Source organism: Flagellimonas alvinocaridis (assembly GCF_004916895.1).
Taxonomy (GTDB): Bacteria; Bacteroidota; Bacteroidia; order Flavobacteriales; family Flavobacteriaceae; genus Flagellimonas; species Flagellimonas alvinocaridis.
In genome coordinates, this window is record NZ_SNTZ01000002.1 from 452,918 (window position 1) to 472,923 (window position 20,006).

Annotated in this window: 21 protein-coding genes; 19 read left to right on the forward strand and 2 right to left on the reverse strand. The window is 46.6% G+C overall.

The window, feature by feature from the left end:
* Window positions 1-163 precede the first annotated feature (163 nt).
* From EZV76_RS07390 to EZV76_RS07465, 16 genes are all read left to right on the forward strand, one after another.
* Window positions 164-1,438, forward strand: a complete 1,275-nt coding sequence (locus EZV76_RS07390) for a site-specific integrase (protein ID WP_036385944.1) — start codon at window positions 164-166, stop codon at window positions 1,436-1,438.
* A gap of 84 nt (window positions 1,439-1,522) precedes the next feature.
* Complete coding sequence (locus EZV76_RS07395; protein WP_036379075.1) at window positions 1,523-1,906, forward strand: ArsR/SmtB family transcription factor; 384 nt, start codon at window positions 1,523-1,525, stop codon at window positions 1,904-1,906.
* Window positions 1,899-2,501 (forward strand): mercuric transport protein MerTP, encoded by a 603-nt coding sequence (gene merTP, locus EZV76_RS07400; RefSeq protein ID WP_036379073.1) that lies wholly within the window; start codon window positions 1,899-1,901, stop codon window positions 2,499-2,501. Before EZV76_RS07395 ends, merTP begins: the two co-directional genes overlap by 8 nt.
* A 2-nt stretch (window positions 2,502-2,503) precedes the next feature.
* Entirely contained in the window at window positions 2,504-2,716 is a 213-nt protein-coding gene (locus EZV76_RS17305; RefSeq protein WP_081894160.1) for a GDCCVxC domain-containing (seleno)protein, read from the forward strand.
* Window positions 2,717-2,824: 108 nt separating this feature from the next.
* Window positions 2,825-3,157, forward strand: a complete 333-nt coding sequence (locus EZV76_RS07410; RefSeq protein ID WP_036379071.1) for an ArsR/SmtB family transcription factor — start codon at window positions 2,825-2,827, stop codon at window positions 3,155-3,157.
* 68 nt (window positions 3,158-3,225) lie between these two features.
* A complete protein-coding gene (locus EZV76_RS07415; RefSeq protein ID WP_136565952.1) occupies window positions 3,226-3,858 on the forward strand; it encodes a hypothetical protein in 633 nt (210 codons plus the stop codon).
* On the forward strand, window positions 3,855-4,325 hold the full coding sequence (locus EZV76_RS07420) for a DUF6428 family protein (RefSeq protein ID WP_036379069.1): 471 nt from the start codon (window positions 3,855-3,857) through the stop codon (window positions 4,323-4,325). Before EZV76_RS07415 ends, EZV76_RS07420 begins: the two co-directional genes overlap by 4 nt.
* Window positions 4,326-4,341: 16 nt before the next feature.
* Window positions 4,342-4,974: a low molecular weight phosphatase family protein gene (locus EZV76_RS07425; RefSeq protein ID WP_036379068.1), complete on the forward strand. Its 633-nt coding sequence runs from the start codon at window positions 4,342-4,344 to the stop codon at window positions 4,972-4,974.
* A 3-nt stretch (window positions 4,975-4,977) separates the two neighbouring features.
* Window positions 4,978-6,024, forward strand: a complete 1,047-nt coding sequence (gene arsB / locus EZV76_RS07430; protein ID WP_036379066.1) for an ACR3 family arsenite efflux transporter — start codon at window positions 4,978-4,980, stop codon at window positions 6,022-6,024.
* Between the two features lie 2 nt (window positions 6,025-6,026).
* Window positions 6,027-6,797: a metallophosphoesterase family protein gene (locus tag EZV76_RS07435; RefSeq protein WP_036379065.1), complete on the forward strand. Its 771-nt coding sequence runs from the start codon at window positions 6,027-6,029 to the stop codon at window positions 6,795-6,797.
* A gap of 322 nt (window positions 6,798-7,119) precedes the next feature.
* Window positions 7,120-7,716, forward strand: coding sequence for a sigma-70 family RNA polymerase sigma factor (locus EZV76_RS07440; protein ID WP_051947131.1), 597 nt, complete (start codon window positions 7,120-7,122; stop codon window positions 7,714-7,716).
* A gap of 85 nt (window positions 7,717-7,801) precedes the next feature.
* Complete coding sequence (locus tag EZV76_RS07445; RefSeq protein ID WP_051947130.1) at window positions 7,802-8,038, forward strand: thioredoxin family protein; 237 nt, start codon at window positions 7,802-7,804, stop codon at window positions 8,036-8,038.
* A gap of 12 nt (window positions 8,039-8,050) precedes the next feature.
* Complete coding sequence (locus EZV76_RS07450) at window positions 8,051-9,025, forward strand: permease (RefSeq protein WP_051947129.1); 975 nt, start codon at window positions 8,051-8,053, stop codon at window positions 9,023-9,025.
* A gap of 12 nt (window positions 9,026-9,037) precedes the next feature.
* Window positions 9,038-9,577, forward strand: a complete 540-nt coding sequence (locus tag EZV76_RS07455; protein WP_051947128.1) for a sigma-70 family RNA polymerase sigma factor — start codon at window positions 9,038-9,040, stop codon at window positions 9,575-9,577.
* Between the two features lie 74 nt (window positions 9,578-9,651).
* On the forward strand, window positions 9,652-10,119 hold the full coding sequence (locus tag EZV76_RS07460) for a DUF2703 domain-containing protein (RefSeq protein WP_161594391.1): 468 nt from the start codon (window positions 9,652-9,654) through the stop codon (window positions 10,117-10,119).
* A gap of 568 nt (window positions 10,120-10,687) precedes the next feature.
* Window positions 10,688-12,484: a ParB/RepB/Spo0J family partition protein gene (locus tag EZV76_RS07465; protein WP_036385939.1), complete on the forward strand. Its 1,797-nt coding sequence runs from the start codon at window positions 10,688-10,690 to the stop codon at window positions 12,482-12,484.
* Between the two features lie 129 nt (window positions 12,485-12,613).
* On the opposite strand, the gene EZV76_RS07470 is transcribed toward EZV76_RS07465, so the two are convergent.
* Both EZV76_RS07470 and EZV76_RS07475 read right to left on the reverse strand, forming a co-directional pair.
* A complete protein-coding gene (locus EZV76_RS07470; RefSeq protein ID WP_036379063.1) occupies window positions 12,614-14,161 on the reverse strand; it encodes a Fic family protein in 1,548 nt (515 codons plus the stop codon).
* A 201-nt stretch (window positions 14,162-14,362) separates the two neighbouring features.
* On the reverse strand, window positions 14,363-15,118 hold the full coding sequence (locus tag EZV76_RS07475; protein ID WP_136565953.1) for an SOS response-associated peptidase: 756 nt from the start codon (window positions 15,116-15,118) through the stop codon (window positions 14,363-14,365).
* A 116-nt stretch (window positions 15,119-15,234) separates the two neighbouring features.
* Between EZV76_RS07475 and dinB the strand changes: the two genes are divergently transcribed.
* From dinB to EZV76_RS17430, 3 genes are all read left to right on the forward strand, one after another.
* On the forward strand, window positions 15,235-16,449 hold the full coding sequence (dinB, locus tag EZV76_RS07480; RefSeq protein WP_036379060.1) for a DNA polymerase IV: 1,215 nt from the start codon (window positions 15,235-15,237) through the stop codon (window positions 16,447-16,449).
* Between the two features lies 1 nt (window position 16,450).
* Complete coding sequence (locus EZV76_RS07485; RefSeq protein ID WP_036379058.1) at window positions 16,451-19,432, forward strand: DNA polymerase III subunit alpha; 2,982 nt, start codon at window positions 16,451-16,453, stop codon at window positions 19,430-19,432.
* Between the two features lie 246 nt (window positions 19,433-19,678).
* Complete coding sequence (locus EZV76_RS17430) at window positions 19,679-19,987, forward strand: DUF6660 family protein (RefSeq protein WP_081894468.1); 309 nt, start codon at window positions 19,679-19,681, stop codon at window positions 19,985-19,987.
* Window positions 19,988-20,006: the final 19 nt, after the last annotated feature.

Below are 20,006 nucleotides of genomic sequence, written 5' to 3' on the forward strand. Positions count from 1 at the left end.
TTTTTTCTGGTTTTTTTTATTTCCATCTGAAACCATCGGTGAGGATGTCCTATAGAGTGTCCTATTTTTGTCGGGAAAAATTCCCTAAATTGTACTTCCATTATTGATTTTTCGTGTGATTTGACTTTCGCTTCAACCAATGTTTCACTTAAAGCGAGAACACATGAATACCTCTAACTCCTTCAGTATCAGTTTTTGGCTGAAAAAATCAGGAAGAAAAAAAGATGGACGGTTTCCAATTTATGTCCGGATCAGATGTAAAGGAAAAAATGCAGATCTCAGTGTCCATAGATCAACTTTTGAAGAACGATGGTGTCCTATTTTGGGAAAAATGGACCATAGGGCCAGTGAATCCGTTGTTGTAAACAAATATCTGGACGACGTCCGTGCAAAGTTGCTGGAATGCCATCGGCAACTTAGTGCCGAGAGTAACTTTATAACGGCACAATCCATCAAGCTTCGATATCTGGGAAAGGACAAGGTGATGCTCACCCTATTGGACCTTTTGGAGTACAACCGAACCTATGAGTTGCCCAAACTGGCCAAAGGGACGGTCAAGAACTATTCCTCCACAGAGACCTACCTGAAACGCTTCATTGCCAAAAAATATCGGGTACCCGATATTGGGCTGGCCTCGATAGACTATGCCTTTTTGATCGAGTTTGAAAACTTCCTGCGGAACTGCGAACCCATCAAATCGTTCCAGACATTGAACAACAACGGTATCATGAAACATATGCTGCGGTTCAAGAAATTGGTGACCATGGCCTATAAATTTGATTGTATCCCCAAGAATCCCTTCAATCTGTATAAAGTGAAAATGGAGGATTATGACAGTGCTTTCTTGGAAGAGGAGGAAATTCTGGCGCTGGACCAATTGGAATTCGAGGAAAAGGGCATGGAACTGGTCCGGGATATTTTCCTTTTTGCCTGTTATACCGGACTCAGCTACATAGAGATCAAACTTCTCAATCCCAATGGTATCGTATCCGGCATCGACGGGGAACTCTGGATCGATGTAAAACGCCAAAAGACCAAGACCGAAGTGAAGGTTCCCCTATTGCCCAAAGCCAAGAAAATCTTGGAGAAGTATGTGGATTTTCCCAAAAATGAAAATACCGTTCTTCCAGTGTATTCCAATCAAAAGGTGAACCAATACCTAAAGATCATTGCACAAAGGGCAAATATTGATAAGCACCTAACCTTCCATGTGGCCAGACATACCTTTGCAACGACAATCACCTTAATGAACGACGTGCCCATTGAGACCGTTTCCAAACTCCTCGGGCATACCAAGCTTTCAACGACCCAAAAGTATGCTAGGGTCGTGGAAAAGAAAATCAGCAAGGACATGGCCCAGTTGAAGGAGAAATTGGGAAGCGGGCAAAGTAAAGCGAACGACAATTCGGAATATCCGACCCTAAAGATTATCAGGTAATGTGACCCAGGGCTTGATATTGTTCTTTTGCCACCCATTTATTTTAGAGTTTGCTAAAATAATAAATTACTGTAACTTCGTAGTATGGATAAGAACATATGCATACGTTTGGAGGCGGATGCCAAACAGATAATGGAATGCAGGGAAACTATGCAAAATTTGGAAAATTCCATGGACTCCCTTTCAGGGATAATGAATTTAATGGGCAATCCGGTTCGGCTTAAGATTCTCTACCTTTTGAACCAAGAGCAACGCTTATGTGTCTGTGACCTTAGTGATATACTGGAAATGAATGTATCCGCAATTTCACAACATTTGCGCAAGCTCAAGGACAGAAATTTGATCACATCCCAAAAGGAAGGCCAGATGATCCATTATTCCTTGGTGACCGATCATTCGCCGTTACTTTTTCCAATTTTTGACCTGCTCGATAAAAAAGAACAAATAAAACCAGTAAACCATGAATAACAAGAAAACCTTAATGGGATCTTCCATTATTTTGGCCATGGCCACCTCCCTTTGTTGCATAGGACCACTTTTGGCCATTGTGGCCGGAACATCTGGCCTGGCGTCCAATTTTAAGTTTTTGGAACCGTTCAGACCGTATTTGATCGGAATTACGGGTTTGGTTTTGGTAGTGGCGTGGTACCAACAGTTAAGGACAGTCGCCAAAAAGGAAATAGACTGTGCATGCGATACGGACGAAAAGCCGGCCTTTTGGAAGGGTAAAATTTGGTTGATGACCATCACGGTCTTTGCCTTAGCGATGCTTGCCTTTCCCTATTATGCCCAATCTTTGTACCCGAAACAGGAAGCCAAGGGTCAAACGAACTTTTTTGCGAGCCAAGATGTCAAGGAAATCAATATTCCGGTCGTGGGAATGACATGCAGTGGGTGCGAGGCACATATTGAACACGAGGTCAATGGACTTGATGGGATCATCATGGTCAAGGCAGATTACCAAAAAGCCAATGCACAGATAATGTACGATCCCGCCAAAACCACCAGGGATGCTATCGTGAACGCCATTTTGAAAACCGGATACACCATAAAGGACCAGTGATAATGGATATCAATCTGTACTCTACAATTACCTGTCCGCATTGTGGCAATTCCAAAGAGGAAAAGATGCCTACGGATTCTTGTCAGTTCTTTTATGAATGTGAAAATTGCGGCTCCATTCTAAGGCCCAAAAATGGCGATTGTTGCGTGTATTGTTCCTTTGGTTCGGTGGCCTGTCCCCCCATTCAGGCAACATCCGGATGTTGTGGTACATGACCAAGTGACCCTGAAAATTTGTAAAGCCTTGGTTTGAACCTAAGTATTTTTATCGAAAATCTTTTTATGTTGAATCAATATATTGTAATATTGCGATAAAATAATGATATGGGACTGGCAAAGACCGAAATATTTACCGAAAACCAGAATGAGCTCGCCCTCATCGGTAAGGTATTTGCCCATCCCGCCCGGATTGCCATATTGCAGCACCTCTTCAAGGTCAAGGCCTGTGTCTGTGGTGACCTTGTGGACGAGATAGGACTGGCACAGCCTACGGTTTCACAACACTTGAAGGAACTCCGGAACATGGGACTCATCAAGGGCGATGTGGAGGGCACCAGTGTCTGTTACTGTGTCAATGTGGCAAATTGGAACGAAATGAAGGATAAGTTCAAGGCATTCCTCGATCAGGGGATTGAACTGGACCAAGAGTGCTGTTAGTATTTTTTTGAACCCATTAATCGTTTTATTGCGATTAACTAATAAACTGAAACCATAAAATAGAAACCATGAAAACAAAAATGATCCTAACCATGGCACTGCTGCTGTTGTGCCTCCCATTGACCACACATTCCCAGGAACTGAGGGGAAAGATCCAACGCTCCGTAAAGGAACTGAAGACCGTTTTTCCCCAGATATCCAAAGAAAAGATCCAGCTTTTGGACCAACTCGCCGCCAGAATGGTGTCCAATATGGGGGAGACCCCTTATACCGTTGTATTTGTGGACCAGGACAATGACGATATGGGCCAATTGGCCATGATCTGGCTCAGGACGGGCCTTATGTACTACGGATTATATGACAGGTTCAAGGTGGAATCCGCTGGTCTGGATACCGCCAATGAGACCCTTCCCGGTCTGGCCCTGCTGAAGAACGATGGGTTCAGGGTCTCCAATGCGCAGGGCGAATCCCTGTTCACGTATTCGGTCCGCTATGGCTCCGATAGTTGGACCATCAACAGAAAGACCCTCGAATCCTTACATTTGGACGAGGACAGCAGTGTCAAGGTATATGTACAGGATGGGCTGACGGACCGAAATGCAGAGGTCCTTTTTGAAAACAAGGCCGTCATCGCGGGGGAAATGATCTATGTCGCCACCCAGGTCGATGCTATTATCAAAGCTAAAATGAACAATCCATGAAATTATCAGAAGTAAAAGAAGTACTGTCCCGATTGGAAACCCTTGGCTTCCAATTGCCCACCGGGGAAATGGTCCCCGGACATTTCCATGTCACCGAAGTGGGGAAGATTCACAAACACTTTATAGACTGCGGGGGAACCGTGCGCCATGAGGAAGTGGTCAGTTTCCAACTGTGGGAGGCCAACGACTATGACCACAGGTTGCATCCCGAAAAGTTGGTTCATATCATCGAACTGTCCCAAAAGGTATTGGAAATAGAGGACTCACTGGAAGTCGAAGTGGAATACCAGGGCACCACTATCGGAAAATATGGCCTTGCCTTTGATGAAGGGCATTTTCTGTTGACCACCAAGATGACCGACTGCCTTGCCAAGGACCAGTGTGGGGTCCCCGAAAAGAAACCAAAGGTAAGACTGTCCCAATTGAAAAGTGAGCCCTGCTGTTCCCCGGACGGCAATTGTTGCTAAATCTTAATTCTATATAATGACTACGACCACAACTAGCCTGTTCCCTGAAATAGCGGGATTCATCACAACCTTGAAACTGGATGCCGTTTCCCCGGAGCGTAGGGAAATCCTTGATCCCCTTGCCGGGTTCATACAGTCGAAAGTTTCCGAAAATCAGGAAATACGCCTGAATTTCATTTGCACCCACAATTCCAGGAGGAGCCACCTGTCACAGATATGGGCACAGGCCATGGCTTTCCATTTCAACATCAAGAACGTATTTTGCTATTCGGGGGGGACCGAAGCCACGGCCCTGTTCCCGATGGTGGCGGAAACCTTGGGGAAACAAGGGTTCCAGATCCAACAGCTTTCACAGGGACAAAATCCTGTCTATGCCATCAAATATGCGGAAAATGCCCATCCGGTGATCGGGTTCTCCAAGAAAATGGACGATGCCTTCAACCCCAGTTCCGGCTTTGGGGCCATCATGACCTGTGATTCGGCCAATGAGGCCTGTCCCTTTGTGCCCGGTGCGGAAAAGCGCATCCCCATCACCTTTGAGGATCCCAAGGCCTTTGACAATACCCCGCAACAGGCCGAGAAATACCTTGAAAGGAGCATACAGATAGCAACGGAACTTTGGTATGTATTTTCACAGATCAAATCATAACACATGGCAGTAAAAAAATTGAGCTTTTTGGACAGGAACCTTACCCTTTGGATCTTTATCGCCATGGCGGTAGGGGTCGGTATCGGTTACTTCTTCCCGTCCTTCCCCGACATCATCAATTCGTTCAACAGCGGCACCACTAACATCCCCATTGCCATAGGTCTCATCCTGATGATGTACCCACCTTTGGCAAAAGTGGATTATAAACTGTTGCCCAAGGTGTTCAAGAACACCAGGATCTTGACCATTTCCCTGGTGCTCAACTGGATCATCGGCCCCGTGTTGATGTTCGTCCTGGCCATCCTCTTTTTGAGGGACTATCCCGAGTATATGGTCGGATTGATATTGATAGGTTTGGCCCGTTGCATTGCCATGGTGCTGGTCTGGAATGACCTGGCCGAGGGCAGTGCGGAATATGGTGCGGGACTGGTGGCCCTGAACAGTATCTTCCAAGTGTTTGCCTACAGTTTCTATGCGTGGATCTTTATCACCGTTTTGCCCCCATATTTTGGCTTTGAAGGGGCCATTGTGGACATCTCCATAGGGACCATAGCGGAGAGTGTGGCCATTTATTTGGGCATCCCCTTCCTTATGGGCATCCTTAGCCGAACGATATTGGTCCGGATCAAAGGGGAACAGTGGTATGCCCAAAAGTTTGTTCCCGCCATTTCTCCCATGACCTTGATCGCCCTGTTGTTCACCATTGTGATCATGTTCTCCCTCAAAGGGGAACTTATCGTGGAGATTCCCATGGACGTGGTGGTGATCGCCATACCCCTCTTGGTGTACTTTACCCTGATGTTCATCATTGGGTTCTTTTTCACCAAGGCGATGGGTGCCGAATATGACAAGACCGCTTCGGTGGCCTTTACAGCAGCCGGGAACAACTTTGAGCTCGCCATTGCCGTGGCCATTGCCGTCTTCGGACTGGATTCCGGCCAGGCCTTTGCAGGGGTCATCGGGCCCTTGGTGGAAGTTCCTGCCCTGATTCTGTTGGTAAGGGTCGCCTTTTGGTTGCGCAAAAAGTATTTTAAACCGCAAACCGCATAAGGATGAAAATTGCACTCTTCTCGGACATCCACGCCAACCTTCCTGCCCTTGAGGCCTTTTTTGTGGATGTGGAAAAACATAGGCCGGACGCCATCTATTGCCTTGGGGACCTTGTGGGCTATAACATCTGGCCCAACGAGGTGGTCCATGAGATCAGAAAACGCCGGATACCCACCATTGCGGGCAACTATGATTTTGGCATCGGACGCAACAGTGATGATTGTGGCTGTGCCTACAAGAGCGATGAGGAAAAGGCGAACGGGGCAATTTCCATATCCTATACCAACTCCATTATGGGGGATGATGAAAGGGCCTACCTGAAAAACCTTCCATCCCATATCAATGTGGAGTTCAAAAGGAACGATGAAACAGTGAACCTACTCCTGGTGCATGGAAGCCCAAGACGAATCAACGAGTATCTTTTCGAGGACCGGAAGGAGAAGAGCCTGGTACGCATCCTGCGGGATGCAAATGCCGATATCCTCTGTTTTGGACATACACACCAACCCTATCACAAGGCCCTTTTGGATTATGATGGAGGCACCATATACCGCCATGCGATAAATATCGGATCCATCGGAAAGCCCAAGGATGGCGACAATAGGGGATGCTATGTGCTGTTGAACATGGATGGGAACTTCCGTAGGCCGGACAAGAATAGCATCCATGTGGAGTTTGTACGCTTCGAATATGATGTCGAAAAGGCGGCCAAAGCCGTTGAGGGCAGCATATTGCCCAACGCTTACGCTGGAGCATTGAGAAAGGCCCATTGATTATTTTTTAAGGCCTTAGTCTAAATATTTTCTTGTAAGACAATCCAAATCTGTGATGAATTTTGTAAGGAACAATGTAAGTACAAGAATATAACAGGCAACTTGGTGGAAATATTTTCCATTGTAAATCTACCCTTGATCAGCATTTAAGGGAATTGAAAACCATGGTCAGTTACAGGGAAATTTTACCACTACTAAAGCTTCATCCTTAATTGACAAAGGAAATAGGAAGAGTGAAAAATAAAAGTTTCACCAACCTCTTTGTATACATATCCTGTGTAGGCTGGCACACCATTAAACCGAAAGCCATAAAAGCAAAGCCATGAAAAAGAAATGTTGCGATATTAATGAACAGATCGAAAGTTTCTACAGTTATTTAAAATACTTTACCTTAAAAAAGGTTCGGGATGAAACCATTGCGGAAGATATTGTGCAAGAGGTAATGCTGAAACTGGTCGAGTCCTATCAAAAAAATAGGGAAATTGAAAACATCAAGGCCTGGCTGTTTCAAGTTGCCAGAAATACCATTTATGACCATTTCAAAAAGAGTGCCCCAATTGTTGAACTTAGTGATGTAAAGATACTTGAGGCAACTGAACCAACCAATCTGGAGCTATCCGTGTATGATCATATGATACCCATGATCCAGTTCCTTCCCAAAAAATATGCCGAGCCTTTACAATGGAGTGACATCGACAAACTATCCCAAAAAGATGTAGCTGAAAAGCTGAACTTGGGGTATTCGGCTGCAAAAATGCGGGTGCAAAGGGCAAGAACAAAGCTAAGGGAATTATTTGTGGAATGCTGTGATATCGTATATGATGCCAATGGCAACTTCGTCAATTGCTCTGTTAAGGAATCGTGTATCCCGTTAATAAACCACTTGGTTGATTTTCAGGCATCCACAAAGTACAAATAGGTAGAATCATTTTTTTATTGAGAATTGTGTCTTTTGACACGCCATTTTAGACTACATAGTAAAGTTTATTTAAAATTACTGAACTATGAGTACTGAAGTCAAAATTTTACATTCATCCTGCTGCGCCACTGCATCCCCCATAAGGGCACAAATCGAAAAAATTGCCAGTGAAAACCATCTGGACGTAAACATCACCGAGTTTTCTGACCTCAAGGACACCATGCCCTACGGGGTCCTTACCTTTCCTGCATTGGTCATTGACGGGAAGGTTTATGACTATAAAAAAGTCAGCAACGACAAGGTGTTATTAGCAATTCTTTAAAACGTTTTTAAGATGGAAATCTTTACAAAACTGCTTACCCGACTGGCAGACTATGTTGTCCATGTCCTTTTGGGTATTCCTGATACGGATACATTCGGCTCAGCATTACACTATTTCATCATTGCCTTTGGCTCTATTTCCATTCTGGTTGTGCTGGTGACCTATGTAATGGGAGTGGTAACAAGCTATTTGCCCATGGAAAAAATCCGGGATTATTTGGAGAAACACAAAAAATCAGGTCTTGGGAATGTTGTGGCCTCCTCTTTGGGTGCCTTGACACCTTTTTGCTCGTGTTCTTCCATTCCTTTGTTCGTGGGAATGATGCAGGTCAGGATCCCACTGGGAATTTCACTTTCCTTCCTCATAACCTCACCCTTGGTGAACGAAATCGCTATTGCCATTTTCTGGTTGGGCTATGGTTGGAAAGTTACAATAGTGTACCTACTTTCAGGAATCGTCTTGGGGGTGATCGGTGGAATTATCCTGGAAAAGATGGGTATGGCCAAATATGTGGCAGAATGGCTCAAGGACAATGAATGGAAAGCGCATTCGAGGGAAAAGGATAGCAGAAATTTGCTGAAACGATTTCCTGGAATTCATCGGGAGGCCATTCGGACCCTTAAAAACCTTGTCCCCTATATTTTTATAGGAATTGCAATAGGGTCATTTATCCACGGCTATGTCCCCGAGTCATTTTTTGGCACCTATATTTCAAAATCCAACCCTTTTGCGATTCCCATTGCCGTATTGGTATCGATTCCATTGTACATTGATGCGGTTGGAATCCTGCCCATATTGGATTCGCTCGTTGACAAAGGGGTTCCGTTAGGGACGGCCATGGCCTTTATGATGGGTTCGATCGGACTTTCCATCCCCGAAGGCCTGCTGCTCCAAAAAGTGATGCAAAGGCAGTTGATCATTGCCTTCTTTTCAACTATTGCCATTGGAATGATCATTTCCGGTTATTTGTTCAACCTCCTTTTTTAACAACCTATACTTATGAAATGTGATATATTCAATATTTGGGAAGACCTTCGGACTGATTTAAGGAACTATGTGGGCAAGCGTGTTTACAATGAGCATGATGTTGATGATATAATGCAAACGATTCTTATCAAGGTCATAACATATTGTGAGAAAAAAAATGACGTAAGATATATAAAGGCTTGGTTATACAGGATTGCACAACATACAATTTTTGACTTTTACAAGAAGCCAAGAAAGACCACACTTGTTGACCTGGAACAGTTGCACCTGTTTGTTCCGGATGAATATGATGAAAACGTCTTTGTTTGGCTCGATAAGTTTATAAATGGTCTCCCTATCGACTATTCAACTCCCTTGAGACTTTCGGATATAGAAGGCCTTCCGCAGAAAAGTATTGCCGCGCATCTGGGCTTGACATTATCGGCAACAAAGTCAAGGATCTTAAGGGCAAGGAAAAAGGTTAGGGCAAAGTTTGATGAATGTGGTGAAGTTGAATATTCTGAAAACCAAATGTGGAGATTTACCATTACAAAATCCTGTTGCCTATCATAATTTTGTATAAACCTGCATCCTTTGTCCATTTTCCATGTCTTAGGGGTAAACTTTAATCTTAAAAACGTATGAACATGGAAGTAAAGACAAAAAATGCATTGAGAGTGACCCTTTTTCAAGTGGGAATGCCAACAACTGGGGAAGGTACTTGCTCAGCCTGTGATTCTGTTCAAGGTGTATTGCTATCGGCGATTCAAGAAGTTCAAGAACTCTTTGATCATTTGAACTGCGAAATCTTGTTCAGTTCAACCATGATTAAAACGATAGAGGAAGCCGAAAAAGCCCATATTGTTGCTTCCCCTACCATAAGGGTCGGCAACCTCGATTTCCATCCTGAACATTTGGAAGACAGTCCGGAAGCCAGGGAATGGGTTTGGAATGGAGCTACAATGGGAGAACCCAATAAAGAAATCTTAATCGAGGTATTGCTCAAAGGCTATTTTGAACCCAAAAATGACCATGGGGAAATAACCTTGTCCCCTTACATTCTAAAACACTTAAAAGGAGAAGTGACCGCGGATTCCAACTGCGGATGCCATTGATGAATGATTGGGTGAACCGCCTTAGGTTCTGTTAGATGAGATTTACCTCATACAAGAAAAGACCTTATTAAGCTCATCGGAAACGATGGGCTTTTGTTTTACCTATTTTTTGAATTTGGCAATCTTCCCAGTAGTATTTCATTACCGTTCAATACCCCAATGCCGTATCGTCCCCTCGTTTGTCCGCCCCGCCCTCAAATAAGTCATTTTCAGGACTAGGACGGCGGATACGCTTCCCATAACCTAGGTTCGTGCCTGATTGATATTGTAGCCTTTGGTTTTTAGGGTTCTATGGGTTTTCAAAGAAAAACCTTCGGTTTCAAACATGCGTACAAGGGATATCCATCTAAGGTTTGGAACTATAATACCCTTATGGGCCTTCTGGAGGGGTAGATTTCTTTTTTATCTTCCAATAGTTTTCGAAAGATAAGCCCGCAAATGGTTTGTCGGACAAGGGACGGCATAAAGCCGTTCCCCTGTCACTTTTTATTCCGTTTCCTTGCCACTCCAAAAATTTGTCTTCCGCTTGGTTTCCGCTCAAATATTGTTTAACCAAAATCCAAAGATCATGGAAGCACAAACAAAGAAGAGAGCGACACGTAAAGCAGGTAACAACCAAGGTTCAAAGTCGGAACAAACCAAAACTGTGGAGAAGGTGGAAAACGTTCCACAGATCCAGTTGTTGGGAATCGATTCGGTTTTCCCGGACCCAGACCAACCCCGAAAAACCTTTGATGAGCAAAGTCTCAATCATTTGGAACAGAGCATTGCCGAACATGGGGTGCTGCAGCCGATCACCGTACGAAAATCCGACGAAGGTTTTATCATCGTCATGGGTGAGCGAAGGTATCGTGCCAGTAAATTGGCAGGATTGACCACTATCCCTGCCATGGTAAGGGACTATAGGGACACTGAGATTCTGGAGGTCCAGATCATCGAGAACCTACAGCGCAAGGATGTGGAACCCACGGAGGAGGCCGAGGCCATCCAATTTTTGTTGGATCGTTACGAACCCGGGGAGATTGCAAAACGTCTGGGCCGATCTGAGAACTATATCCGGCAACGCATCAAGTTGGCAGGATTGATCGAGGGATTCAAGGCCTTTATCCGCAGTGGGGAAATGACCCTCTCCCTAGGGGTGGCCGTGGCCCTTTTTGAACCCGGAGAACAACTGATGCTGTTGGAAAGCCTAGAAGACGAATTCCAGGAACATCGGATCAAACGGATGATCGAAAGCCGCACCTTCGATCTGTCCAAAGCCCCTTTTGGGTTGTCGGATAAGACGTTGCTTCCCAAAGCCGGGGCTTGCCATACCTGTCCCTTCAATGCTGCCAATCAGGGCAATTTGTTCGGTGATGGGAAGATGGTCTGTACCCGGACCTCCTGTTTTGAGAACAAAAAGACCAAGACCTTTATGCAGCTATTGAAAAGCGTGAAAAAGGAAGGATTGAAACTGGTGCCCAACATCAACAAATACCGGGTGGACGAGGAACGCAACCAATGGGTCATGGCCCAAATGGAAAAGGAGGGCCTAGCGGTGCATTTGACCAATGGGCTGGACATTTTAAAGGAGCCCATAGAACCTACCATGAATCACATTAGGGAGGAGCACCGACACTATGAATATACCGAGGAAGAGTTGGGTGAATTCCTGAAAGAGGCCCTGGAATCCTTCACGGAGGAAAAGGAGGCATGGGACAAGGCCGTGGACCTTGGATTTGAAAAGGGTATCCTGCTGGAAACGGACACCTATTTGACCCGGCCGGTATTTGTGAAGGTCAGGGAAGAAACCCATAGTGGAAGTTCAGGTACCAAGGCCTTGGAGCAACGCAAAATGTCCGAGTGTACCCCGGAGGAGCAGATCATCAAGATCAATACACGGGAATTGCGGAAAAAACAGATCGAGAACAACAACCAGTTCAAGGAAGTCGTGGACATGATACGTGAGACCGATTATATCAACCTGAAAAAGCCTTTGTCCACGGATGAAATGGTGGCCATTGCCATTTCCCTGTTCGAGAACAACATCGGGTATTATAGCCAAAGGGAACATTTTGGGGAATTCTTCGGCGAGGATTCCAAGTTATCCGATGGGGAACGGGTGGCCCGGTTCAAACAGGGTTTCAAAAAGGAGACCTTGTATAAACTGCTCCGGTTCCTGTTGACCCGACAGGTACACCTTGGGGAAAGCAACCACTCCAATGATTTGACCAACCGATCCTTTTATGTGGCAATGCAATCCTTTTACAAGGAGAAGATTTTGGGAATCGAAAAATCCTATACTGAAAAGCGTCAAAAACGGGAGGAACGGATCAAGGAAAGGGTGGCCAGTTTAGAACGGCAGGCCAAAATATTGGAGGGATAGGGCTTCCAAATGGTACAAAAGAAGGGTTCGGGAAAGCGAACCCTTTTTATTTTGGTCGAACCATGCCGGTGTCCTACCACAGATAGGGATTTGAATAGTTAGGGAACCCAAACTGGGTCAGGTTACCCATCAACCTTGGAAAATACTTTGGAATGAATCTTCAATTTCCTGGATTTCAGCATCTGTCAATTCCGCAAATTCCTTTTCCCTTCTTTTTTTGGACAATATACCTTCATTCTGGTTCAGAAACTTGATCAAAAGATCGACTTTGGTATCCGGTAAGGTCACACGGGCATTGATAAGGTTTGTCATCCGATCGTATTTTTCCAAATAGTCCAATTCTTCCGGTATGATCCTTTCAATGGTCTCTTCCACACAGGTATACAGGAATTCCGCTTGTTTGGTCAAATCAAAGTACCGGTATAGATCAATGGTTTCGTTCAGGATATCGATGTTATGGTCTTGTGTTTCCTCCCATTCGATCAAATCGACCCTTGGCGAGGAAAAATGCTCCAGAATATCCTGATATTCATCAATCCGTTCCAGAATGGCAGAGGATATGGGGAATATCATACCTCTCTTGGTATACCCCATCCGGGTAAGCAAATGGTGGATGATATAGCGATGTATCCTCCCGTTGCCATCGGATAGGGGATGGATAAAAACAAAGCCAAATGCGATGGTGGCCGCGGCCAATACAGGATTGTACCGAGACTTCTGCAACAGCTCGTTCGTGCCGAACAACCCTTGCATCAAAAGAGGAAGGTCCTTGGCCTTGGCAGAGATGTGGTCGGGCAAGGGGGAGAGGGTCTCCCTATCGTGCTCCCCAATAAAGCCTTCCCCGGTCCTGATGCCCATATGCCTCAGTTTTTTGTTGCCGATGACAATATGCTGTAACCGTTCGATCTCCTGTATGCCCAAAGGGGACTTGCCCGATTGGCCTATGGCTTTTCCCCAATTCCTTGCCCGCATGCTCGGGGGATGTTCCCCTTCTATGGCAAAGGATGCCTTCGAGTCCTTCAACAATAAAAAAGCAGCGGTCCTTCGAATAAGATCCTTGTCCCGTTTGCCCAATCCCTTTTCGATGGTTTCAGATAGGTCCTTGGCAATATACCCATCCAGTTTTGCCGTCCGTCGGATCATCGGGCAGTACCCCGGGACCCCGGGCAGGTTGTTCTTGACGCGATGCCGTGTGGAATTCTCGGGCTCGGCCGTATATTGTAGGTTGGGGTCCACCACCGTTACATAAGTGCCCTTGTTCAGGTTCGGTACGTCAAGGGTTATTCCGGTCAGCCATTCGTATAGAAACCACGCCCTTCTAGTGTATTGCCCCGTGGGCTCCTCTTCCAACATTTGGTGTATGATGGCATCCCCGGTCAACTCGAAAAACCTTTTGAGGAGATATAGGTCCAAGGGCTCGTATTTAAGGGCAAAGACCAAATGGCTTTTCAGGTCGTCCTTGGGTTTGTGCCTTATGGTGAACACTTGCCATTGGTCCGTATCGTAGCGTTGGTGCTTCTCCGTTGCCATGGCCAATATATCAGGCAGGGGAACCGCTACATCAAATTGATTCTCCATTGTGGCAATCAAAAGGGACTGACCTACCAAGAAACCTTCCTCAGGTAAGGTGCGGCCATGAAAAACCGTTATTTTCTGTGAAAAATCATTATTTTTCATATGATGACGTGAAATATAATGACAAATATACCATGAAAAACAATTACTTGGCGTGAAAAACGATGATTTTTATATATTTTTCATGAAATATAAGTACATCTGTCTGGGTTGACCGTTGAAGATCTTGCACTTCCGGGGCTAGCGAACCCTTAATGGGGGATATTCCCTGTCCGTACCCATGAACATGGTCAAAAGGAAAGGTCAATAGGGTATGGACACCTCTTCGTAGTCCACTTTTTCAATGATGCCCGGATAGTTGGAATCCACACTTCTACTATAGAGGTCCTTGGTGACGGGATAGGCTTCCAGATCACCTTCCCATAGATCGTCATCGATAAGATCTTGAACATCTGATTTATTGTTGCCGTTATGTAACCAAGCATCCAAGTTTTCATCATCAATGATGACGGGTCGCCTTTTCTTTTCATTGTGGATTTCCTCGAACATGGGGGTGGCGTCCTTGGTGAGTACGGCAAAGATCCTCCGTCCATCGGCCGTGTTGGTATAGATGCCCGCTAGGTATATGGGGTCGCCGTTCTTTCTATGGAAATAAAACGGAACTTTAAAATCCTTTCCCTTGACTTTCACTTTCGTATTGTGTGGTTCGAAGAATCCGTCCACGGGAATGATACAGCGTTGGTGCTCCCAACAGTACCGGTACACGAAGTGGTCAAAGAGCTTTTCGGATTTGGCATTCAGTCCCCCAAAGGTTTTTGGGTTCTTGAAATACTCCGTGTAATTTTCCTGCTTTTCCTTTGGGGGCATGATGCCCCACATCGCAGGGAGCATATTGTAGGGCTCTTCCTGGCCCAAAGTCCACATCACAGGATGGCTCCAGCCGTTGGCGTGGAAATAAATGAGTTCCAGGTCGGTGTCCAGGTCACCGTACATGGCCTTGACAGAAAGGAGTTTTTCCAGCTCCTTCCGTTCCCGGGTCTGTCTGGTCGAGTAACACATGTTGAGGTTGAATTATGCCGTATTAAGATAGGCAAAATTGTTAAAGTTTTGAAACGGGTTGTTTCTTTCCGTACATTTGGATATTTTCCAAATTATAGGAATAAATCCAACATTTTATGAAACCCACCATTCTCCATATCGATCTGGATACCTTCTTCGTCTCCTGTGAACGACTACTGGACAGCCGTCTGATGAAGCGGCCCCTCTTGGTCGGTGGGTTGGGGGACAGAGGGGTGGTCGCGGCCTGTAGCTATGAGACCCGGCGTTTTGGGGTGCATTCAGGGATGCCCATGAAAGTGGCCCGGAGGTTGTGTCCGGAGGCCACTGTGATTAAGGGCAATGCAGGGACCTATATGAAGTTCTCGGACAATGTGACCGAGATTATCAAGGAGAGTGTCCCGGTCTTTGAAAAGGCCAGTGTGGACGAGTTCTATGCCGACCTTTCCGGGATGGACCGTTTCTTTGGCTGTTACAAATACGCCTCGGAAATTCGACAACGGATCTTGAGGGAAACGGGATTGCCTATTTCCTTTGGACTCTCCCAGAACAAGGTGGTCTCCAAAGTGGCCACCGGGGAGGCCAAGCCCAACAACCAGATGAAGATCGATCTTGGACTGGAGAAAGAGTTCCTGGCGCCTTTACACATTCGTAAACTGCCCTCCGTGGGGGAGAAAACCTATGGGCTTTTGTCCAATATGGGGGTGACTACCATACAGACCGTACAGCAACTGCCCTTGGAGATGCTGGAAAGCGCCTTTGGGTTGCATGGACGGACCATCTGGATGCGGGCCCAGGGGCTGGACAATTCCCCCTTGCTCCCGTTTCATGAACGGAAGTCCATTTCTACGGAACGTACCTATGGAAAGGATACCACCGATATGGTCAAACTGGAGACCACCTTGTTCGCCATGGCCGAGAACCTGGCCTACCAACTCCGAAGGGCCAATAAGATGACGGGCTGTGTGAGTGTGAAGATCCGGTACAGTGATTTCAAGACCTACACCAAGCAGAAACGGGTTCCCTATACTTCTGCGGACCATGTGTTGGTACCCTTGGTGAAGGAACTCTTTACCTCCCTTTATGACCGAAGGATGCTCATCCGACTCGTGGGTGTCAACTACAGTCATATCGTAGGGGGGCATTACCAGATCGACCTGTTCGCGGATGACGAAAAACTGCTCAACCTCTATCAGGCCATGGATCGTGTACGGAATCGATTTGGGGAATCCAGTTTGATGCGGGCCTCGGCCATGGGGGCCCATAGTATAGGAAGAGGCGGAAACCCCTTTGACGGACAACCACCCATCTTATTGGCCCATAGACAACAATAGCATGTACTTGAACTGCCATACCTATTATTCCTTGAACTACGGGGTGCTTTCCGAAACGGAGCTCTTGGAGTTGGCCTGTTCCCATGGGGTGGAAACCTTGGCCCTGACCGATATCAACAACAGTTCGGCAGGGATGAACTTTGTGCGACTGGCCCATGAGCAGGGAATACGTCCCATTCTGGGCATCGATTTTCGGAACGGGAACGTACAGGAGTTTGTGGGCCTGGCACAAAACAATGAAGGGTTTCGGGAGATCAATGCCTTTCTATCCGAACATTTGCATAAGGGAACATCCATTCCCTCCGTGGCTCCAATATTCGAACATGTCCATGTCATCTATCCCTTCGAGAAGATCCAGGAGGAGGAACGGACAGACTTCCGAGCTTATGAGTACATTGGGGTATCCGTCGAAGAGCTCCGGAAATTACGGTTCTCCCGGTACCGGGATTATACCGATAGATTGGTGTTGTTACAGCCCGTGAGCTTTCGTAACAAAAAGGATTTCAATACCCATCGGTTGCTTCGGGCCATAGGATTGAACACACTGTTGAGTAAACTTCCCCAGTCCGAGGAGGCCAGACCCTCTGATACCCTTCGGTCCATGGAGGAACTAAAAAAAGCCTTGGTTGATTTTCCGCATATCTGGGAGAATACGCAGCGGTTGATGGACTCCTGTACCATTGCCTTTGGGTTTGGAAGTGAGCGGGTTTCCCAGAACCAGTCCCGTTTTTTGGCGTCCAAGGCCTTGGATGTGGAGCGGTTGCGGGAACTGGCATTGGATGGGCTGCCTCGACGCTATGCCCATCCCACGGAAAAGGTCAAGGAGCGGATGTTCCGGGAACTGCGTACCATTCAGGAACTGGACTTCGTGTCCTATTTTTTGATCAACCATGATATCGTCTCCTATGCCAAGTCCAAAGGGTATCCCTATGTGGGCAGGGGGAGTGGGGCCAACAGTCTGGTGGCCTACCTAATTGGGATCACCGATGTGGATCCCATTGAACTGGACCTGTATTTTGAACGGTTCATCAATCCCTTTAGGGCCTCCCCTCCGGATTTTGACATTGATTTTTCCACCTGGGACCGGGACGATGTCACGGCCTATATTTTTGAACGTTTCGAGCATGTGGCCCTATTGGGAACCTACAACACCTTTAAATACCGGGCCGCTGTTCGGGAACTGGGCAAGGTGTTCGGTCTGCCCACCGAGGAAATCGATAAGCTCAGTGCAGGTCGGTATGAGCAAGGAAGCTTGGACGAACTGGCCCGATTGGTGCTGAAATACGCCACCTATATCCATGGGATGCCCAATTACATCAGTGTGCATTCCTCGGGGATCTTGATTCTGGACCGTTCCGAGCATTACTATTCGGCCACGACCCTGCCGCCCAAAGGGTTTCCGACGGTGCAGTTCGATATGATCATTGCCGAGGATGTAGGCCTGTTCAAGTTCGATATCCTTGGGCAACGGGGATTGGCCAAGATCAAGGAGGCGGTTGAGGTGATCAAGGACAACCGACCCGATGCCATGCTTTGGGACATCAAGAGCGTGGAGGCCATGAAACAGGATGCCAATATCAATCGGCTGTTGAGCCAAGGAAGGGCGATAGGGGCCTATTATGTGGAATCCCCAGCCATGCGGGGGCTGATGAAAAAGCTACGGACCCATGACTACTTGGGACTGGTGGCGGCCAGCTCCGTGATCCGTCCAGGGGTATCCTCCTCGGGGATGAAGGATGAATATATCCGCAGGGAGCGGGAACCGGAACGCCGCAAGGAGGCCAATCCCATCCTGTTGGAGATCATGCCGGAGACCCATGGGATCATGGTCTATCAAGAGGATGTGCTCAAGGTGGCCCATCTCTTTGCAGGACTCGACCTAGGGGAGGCCGATGTGTTGCGACGGGGGATGAGCGGAAAGTTCCGTTCCCGGGAGGAATTCCAAGCAGTGAAACTCAAGTTTTTTGAAAACTGCAAACAAAGGGGGCACGATGCTGCCTTGACCCAAATGGTCTGGGAACAGATCGAGAGTTTTGCGGGCTATGCCTTTGCCAAGGGACATTCCGCTTCCTATGCGGTGGAGAGCTACCAGAGCCTGTATCTGAAATGCTACTTTCCCCTGGAATTTATGGTAGCCGTGCTCAACAATGGGGGAGGGTTCTATGATACAGAGCTCTATGTCCATGAGGCTAAGATGTGGGGAGGAATTATCCATCCGCCCTGTATCAACCGCAGTGATCATGTCAATGTCATCTATGGGAAGCACATCTATTTGGGGCTGGGGCAGCTTCGGAGTTTGGAACGTTTGGTCATCCAACGCATCCTGAACGAAAGGCAGCTCCATGGGAAGTTCCGGGATTTTGATGATTTTATCGACCGTGTCCCGATTGCCATCGAACAGTTGACCATCTTGGTACGTATCGATGCCTTTCGTGTGTTTGGGGTACCCAAGAAACAAGTGCTTTGGCAGGCCGTGTTCAAGACCAGGGCCCATCGAAAGGATACGGTCCAGAAATTGCTCTTTAAACCCAACCACCGGCATTTTACATTACCAAACTTACCTTCCCATCCTATTGAGGATGCCTATGACCAAATAGAACTCTTGGGATTTCCGCTATGTGGGTATTATGAATTGATGGACGGCAAGGTAAGGAGCCGATTGACCGCCGGTGATTTTGAGGCCCATGTCAACCAAAGGATATGGATCTATGGTTCCCTAGTGCATACCCGACTGAACACCACATCCAAAGGGGACACGATGCGCTTTACCACCATGCTCGATCTGGAAGGGCATTTTTTTGACTGTGTCCACTTTCCCCAAACAATGGCATCCACACCCATTCATGGAAAGGGGACCTATCTATGCCATGGAACGGTGACCGAAGAGTTCGGGCATTTCAGTCTGGAGGTGATCTCGACCATCAAACAACCCTTGAAACCTGACCCAAGGCAGGTAGGTACAGGTGCACTGATGGCCAAATAAAAGGCGTGTAGAACCTATTCCGATCAATACTGCCCAAAGATAAACCCGGAAAATATTTCTCGGACAAGGGACGGCATAAAGCCGTTGCCGTTGTCACTTTTTTCATACTCTAGTAATGACCTGATATTTTAGGGGGAAAACTCCAATAATGAAGTTTGGAACTACTTTTTATTGGTCCAAAAAGAGTTCCTTTTAAGAACCATTCTTTGCAATAGAGTTGCACTTGGATTTTTTTATCTTTGCCCCGTGAAATTTTTGACAATCATATTAACAATATACTTCTTGGCGCTCAACGTGGTGCCTTGTAGTGATTCAGGGAATGCCTCTGACGATTGCCAAACTGTTTCGGTAGTCGATTCTGACGGCGACCAAGGTGACGATTGTGAACTTTGCTCGCCTTTCTGTCAATGTCATTGTTGCCACGTTCACACCATAGATTTTGGGCTTGTCGCATTTGAACCGTACCAGCCAGAAATCCCAGACGAATTCTTTGCCCATTTTGATGACCTCGGCAAGGATATTCCACCTTCTCTTTTACAGCCCCCTCGGGCATGATCCAGTTTTTATAGGATAA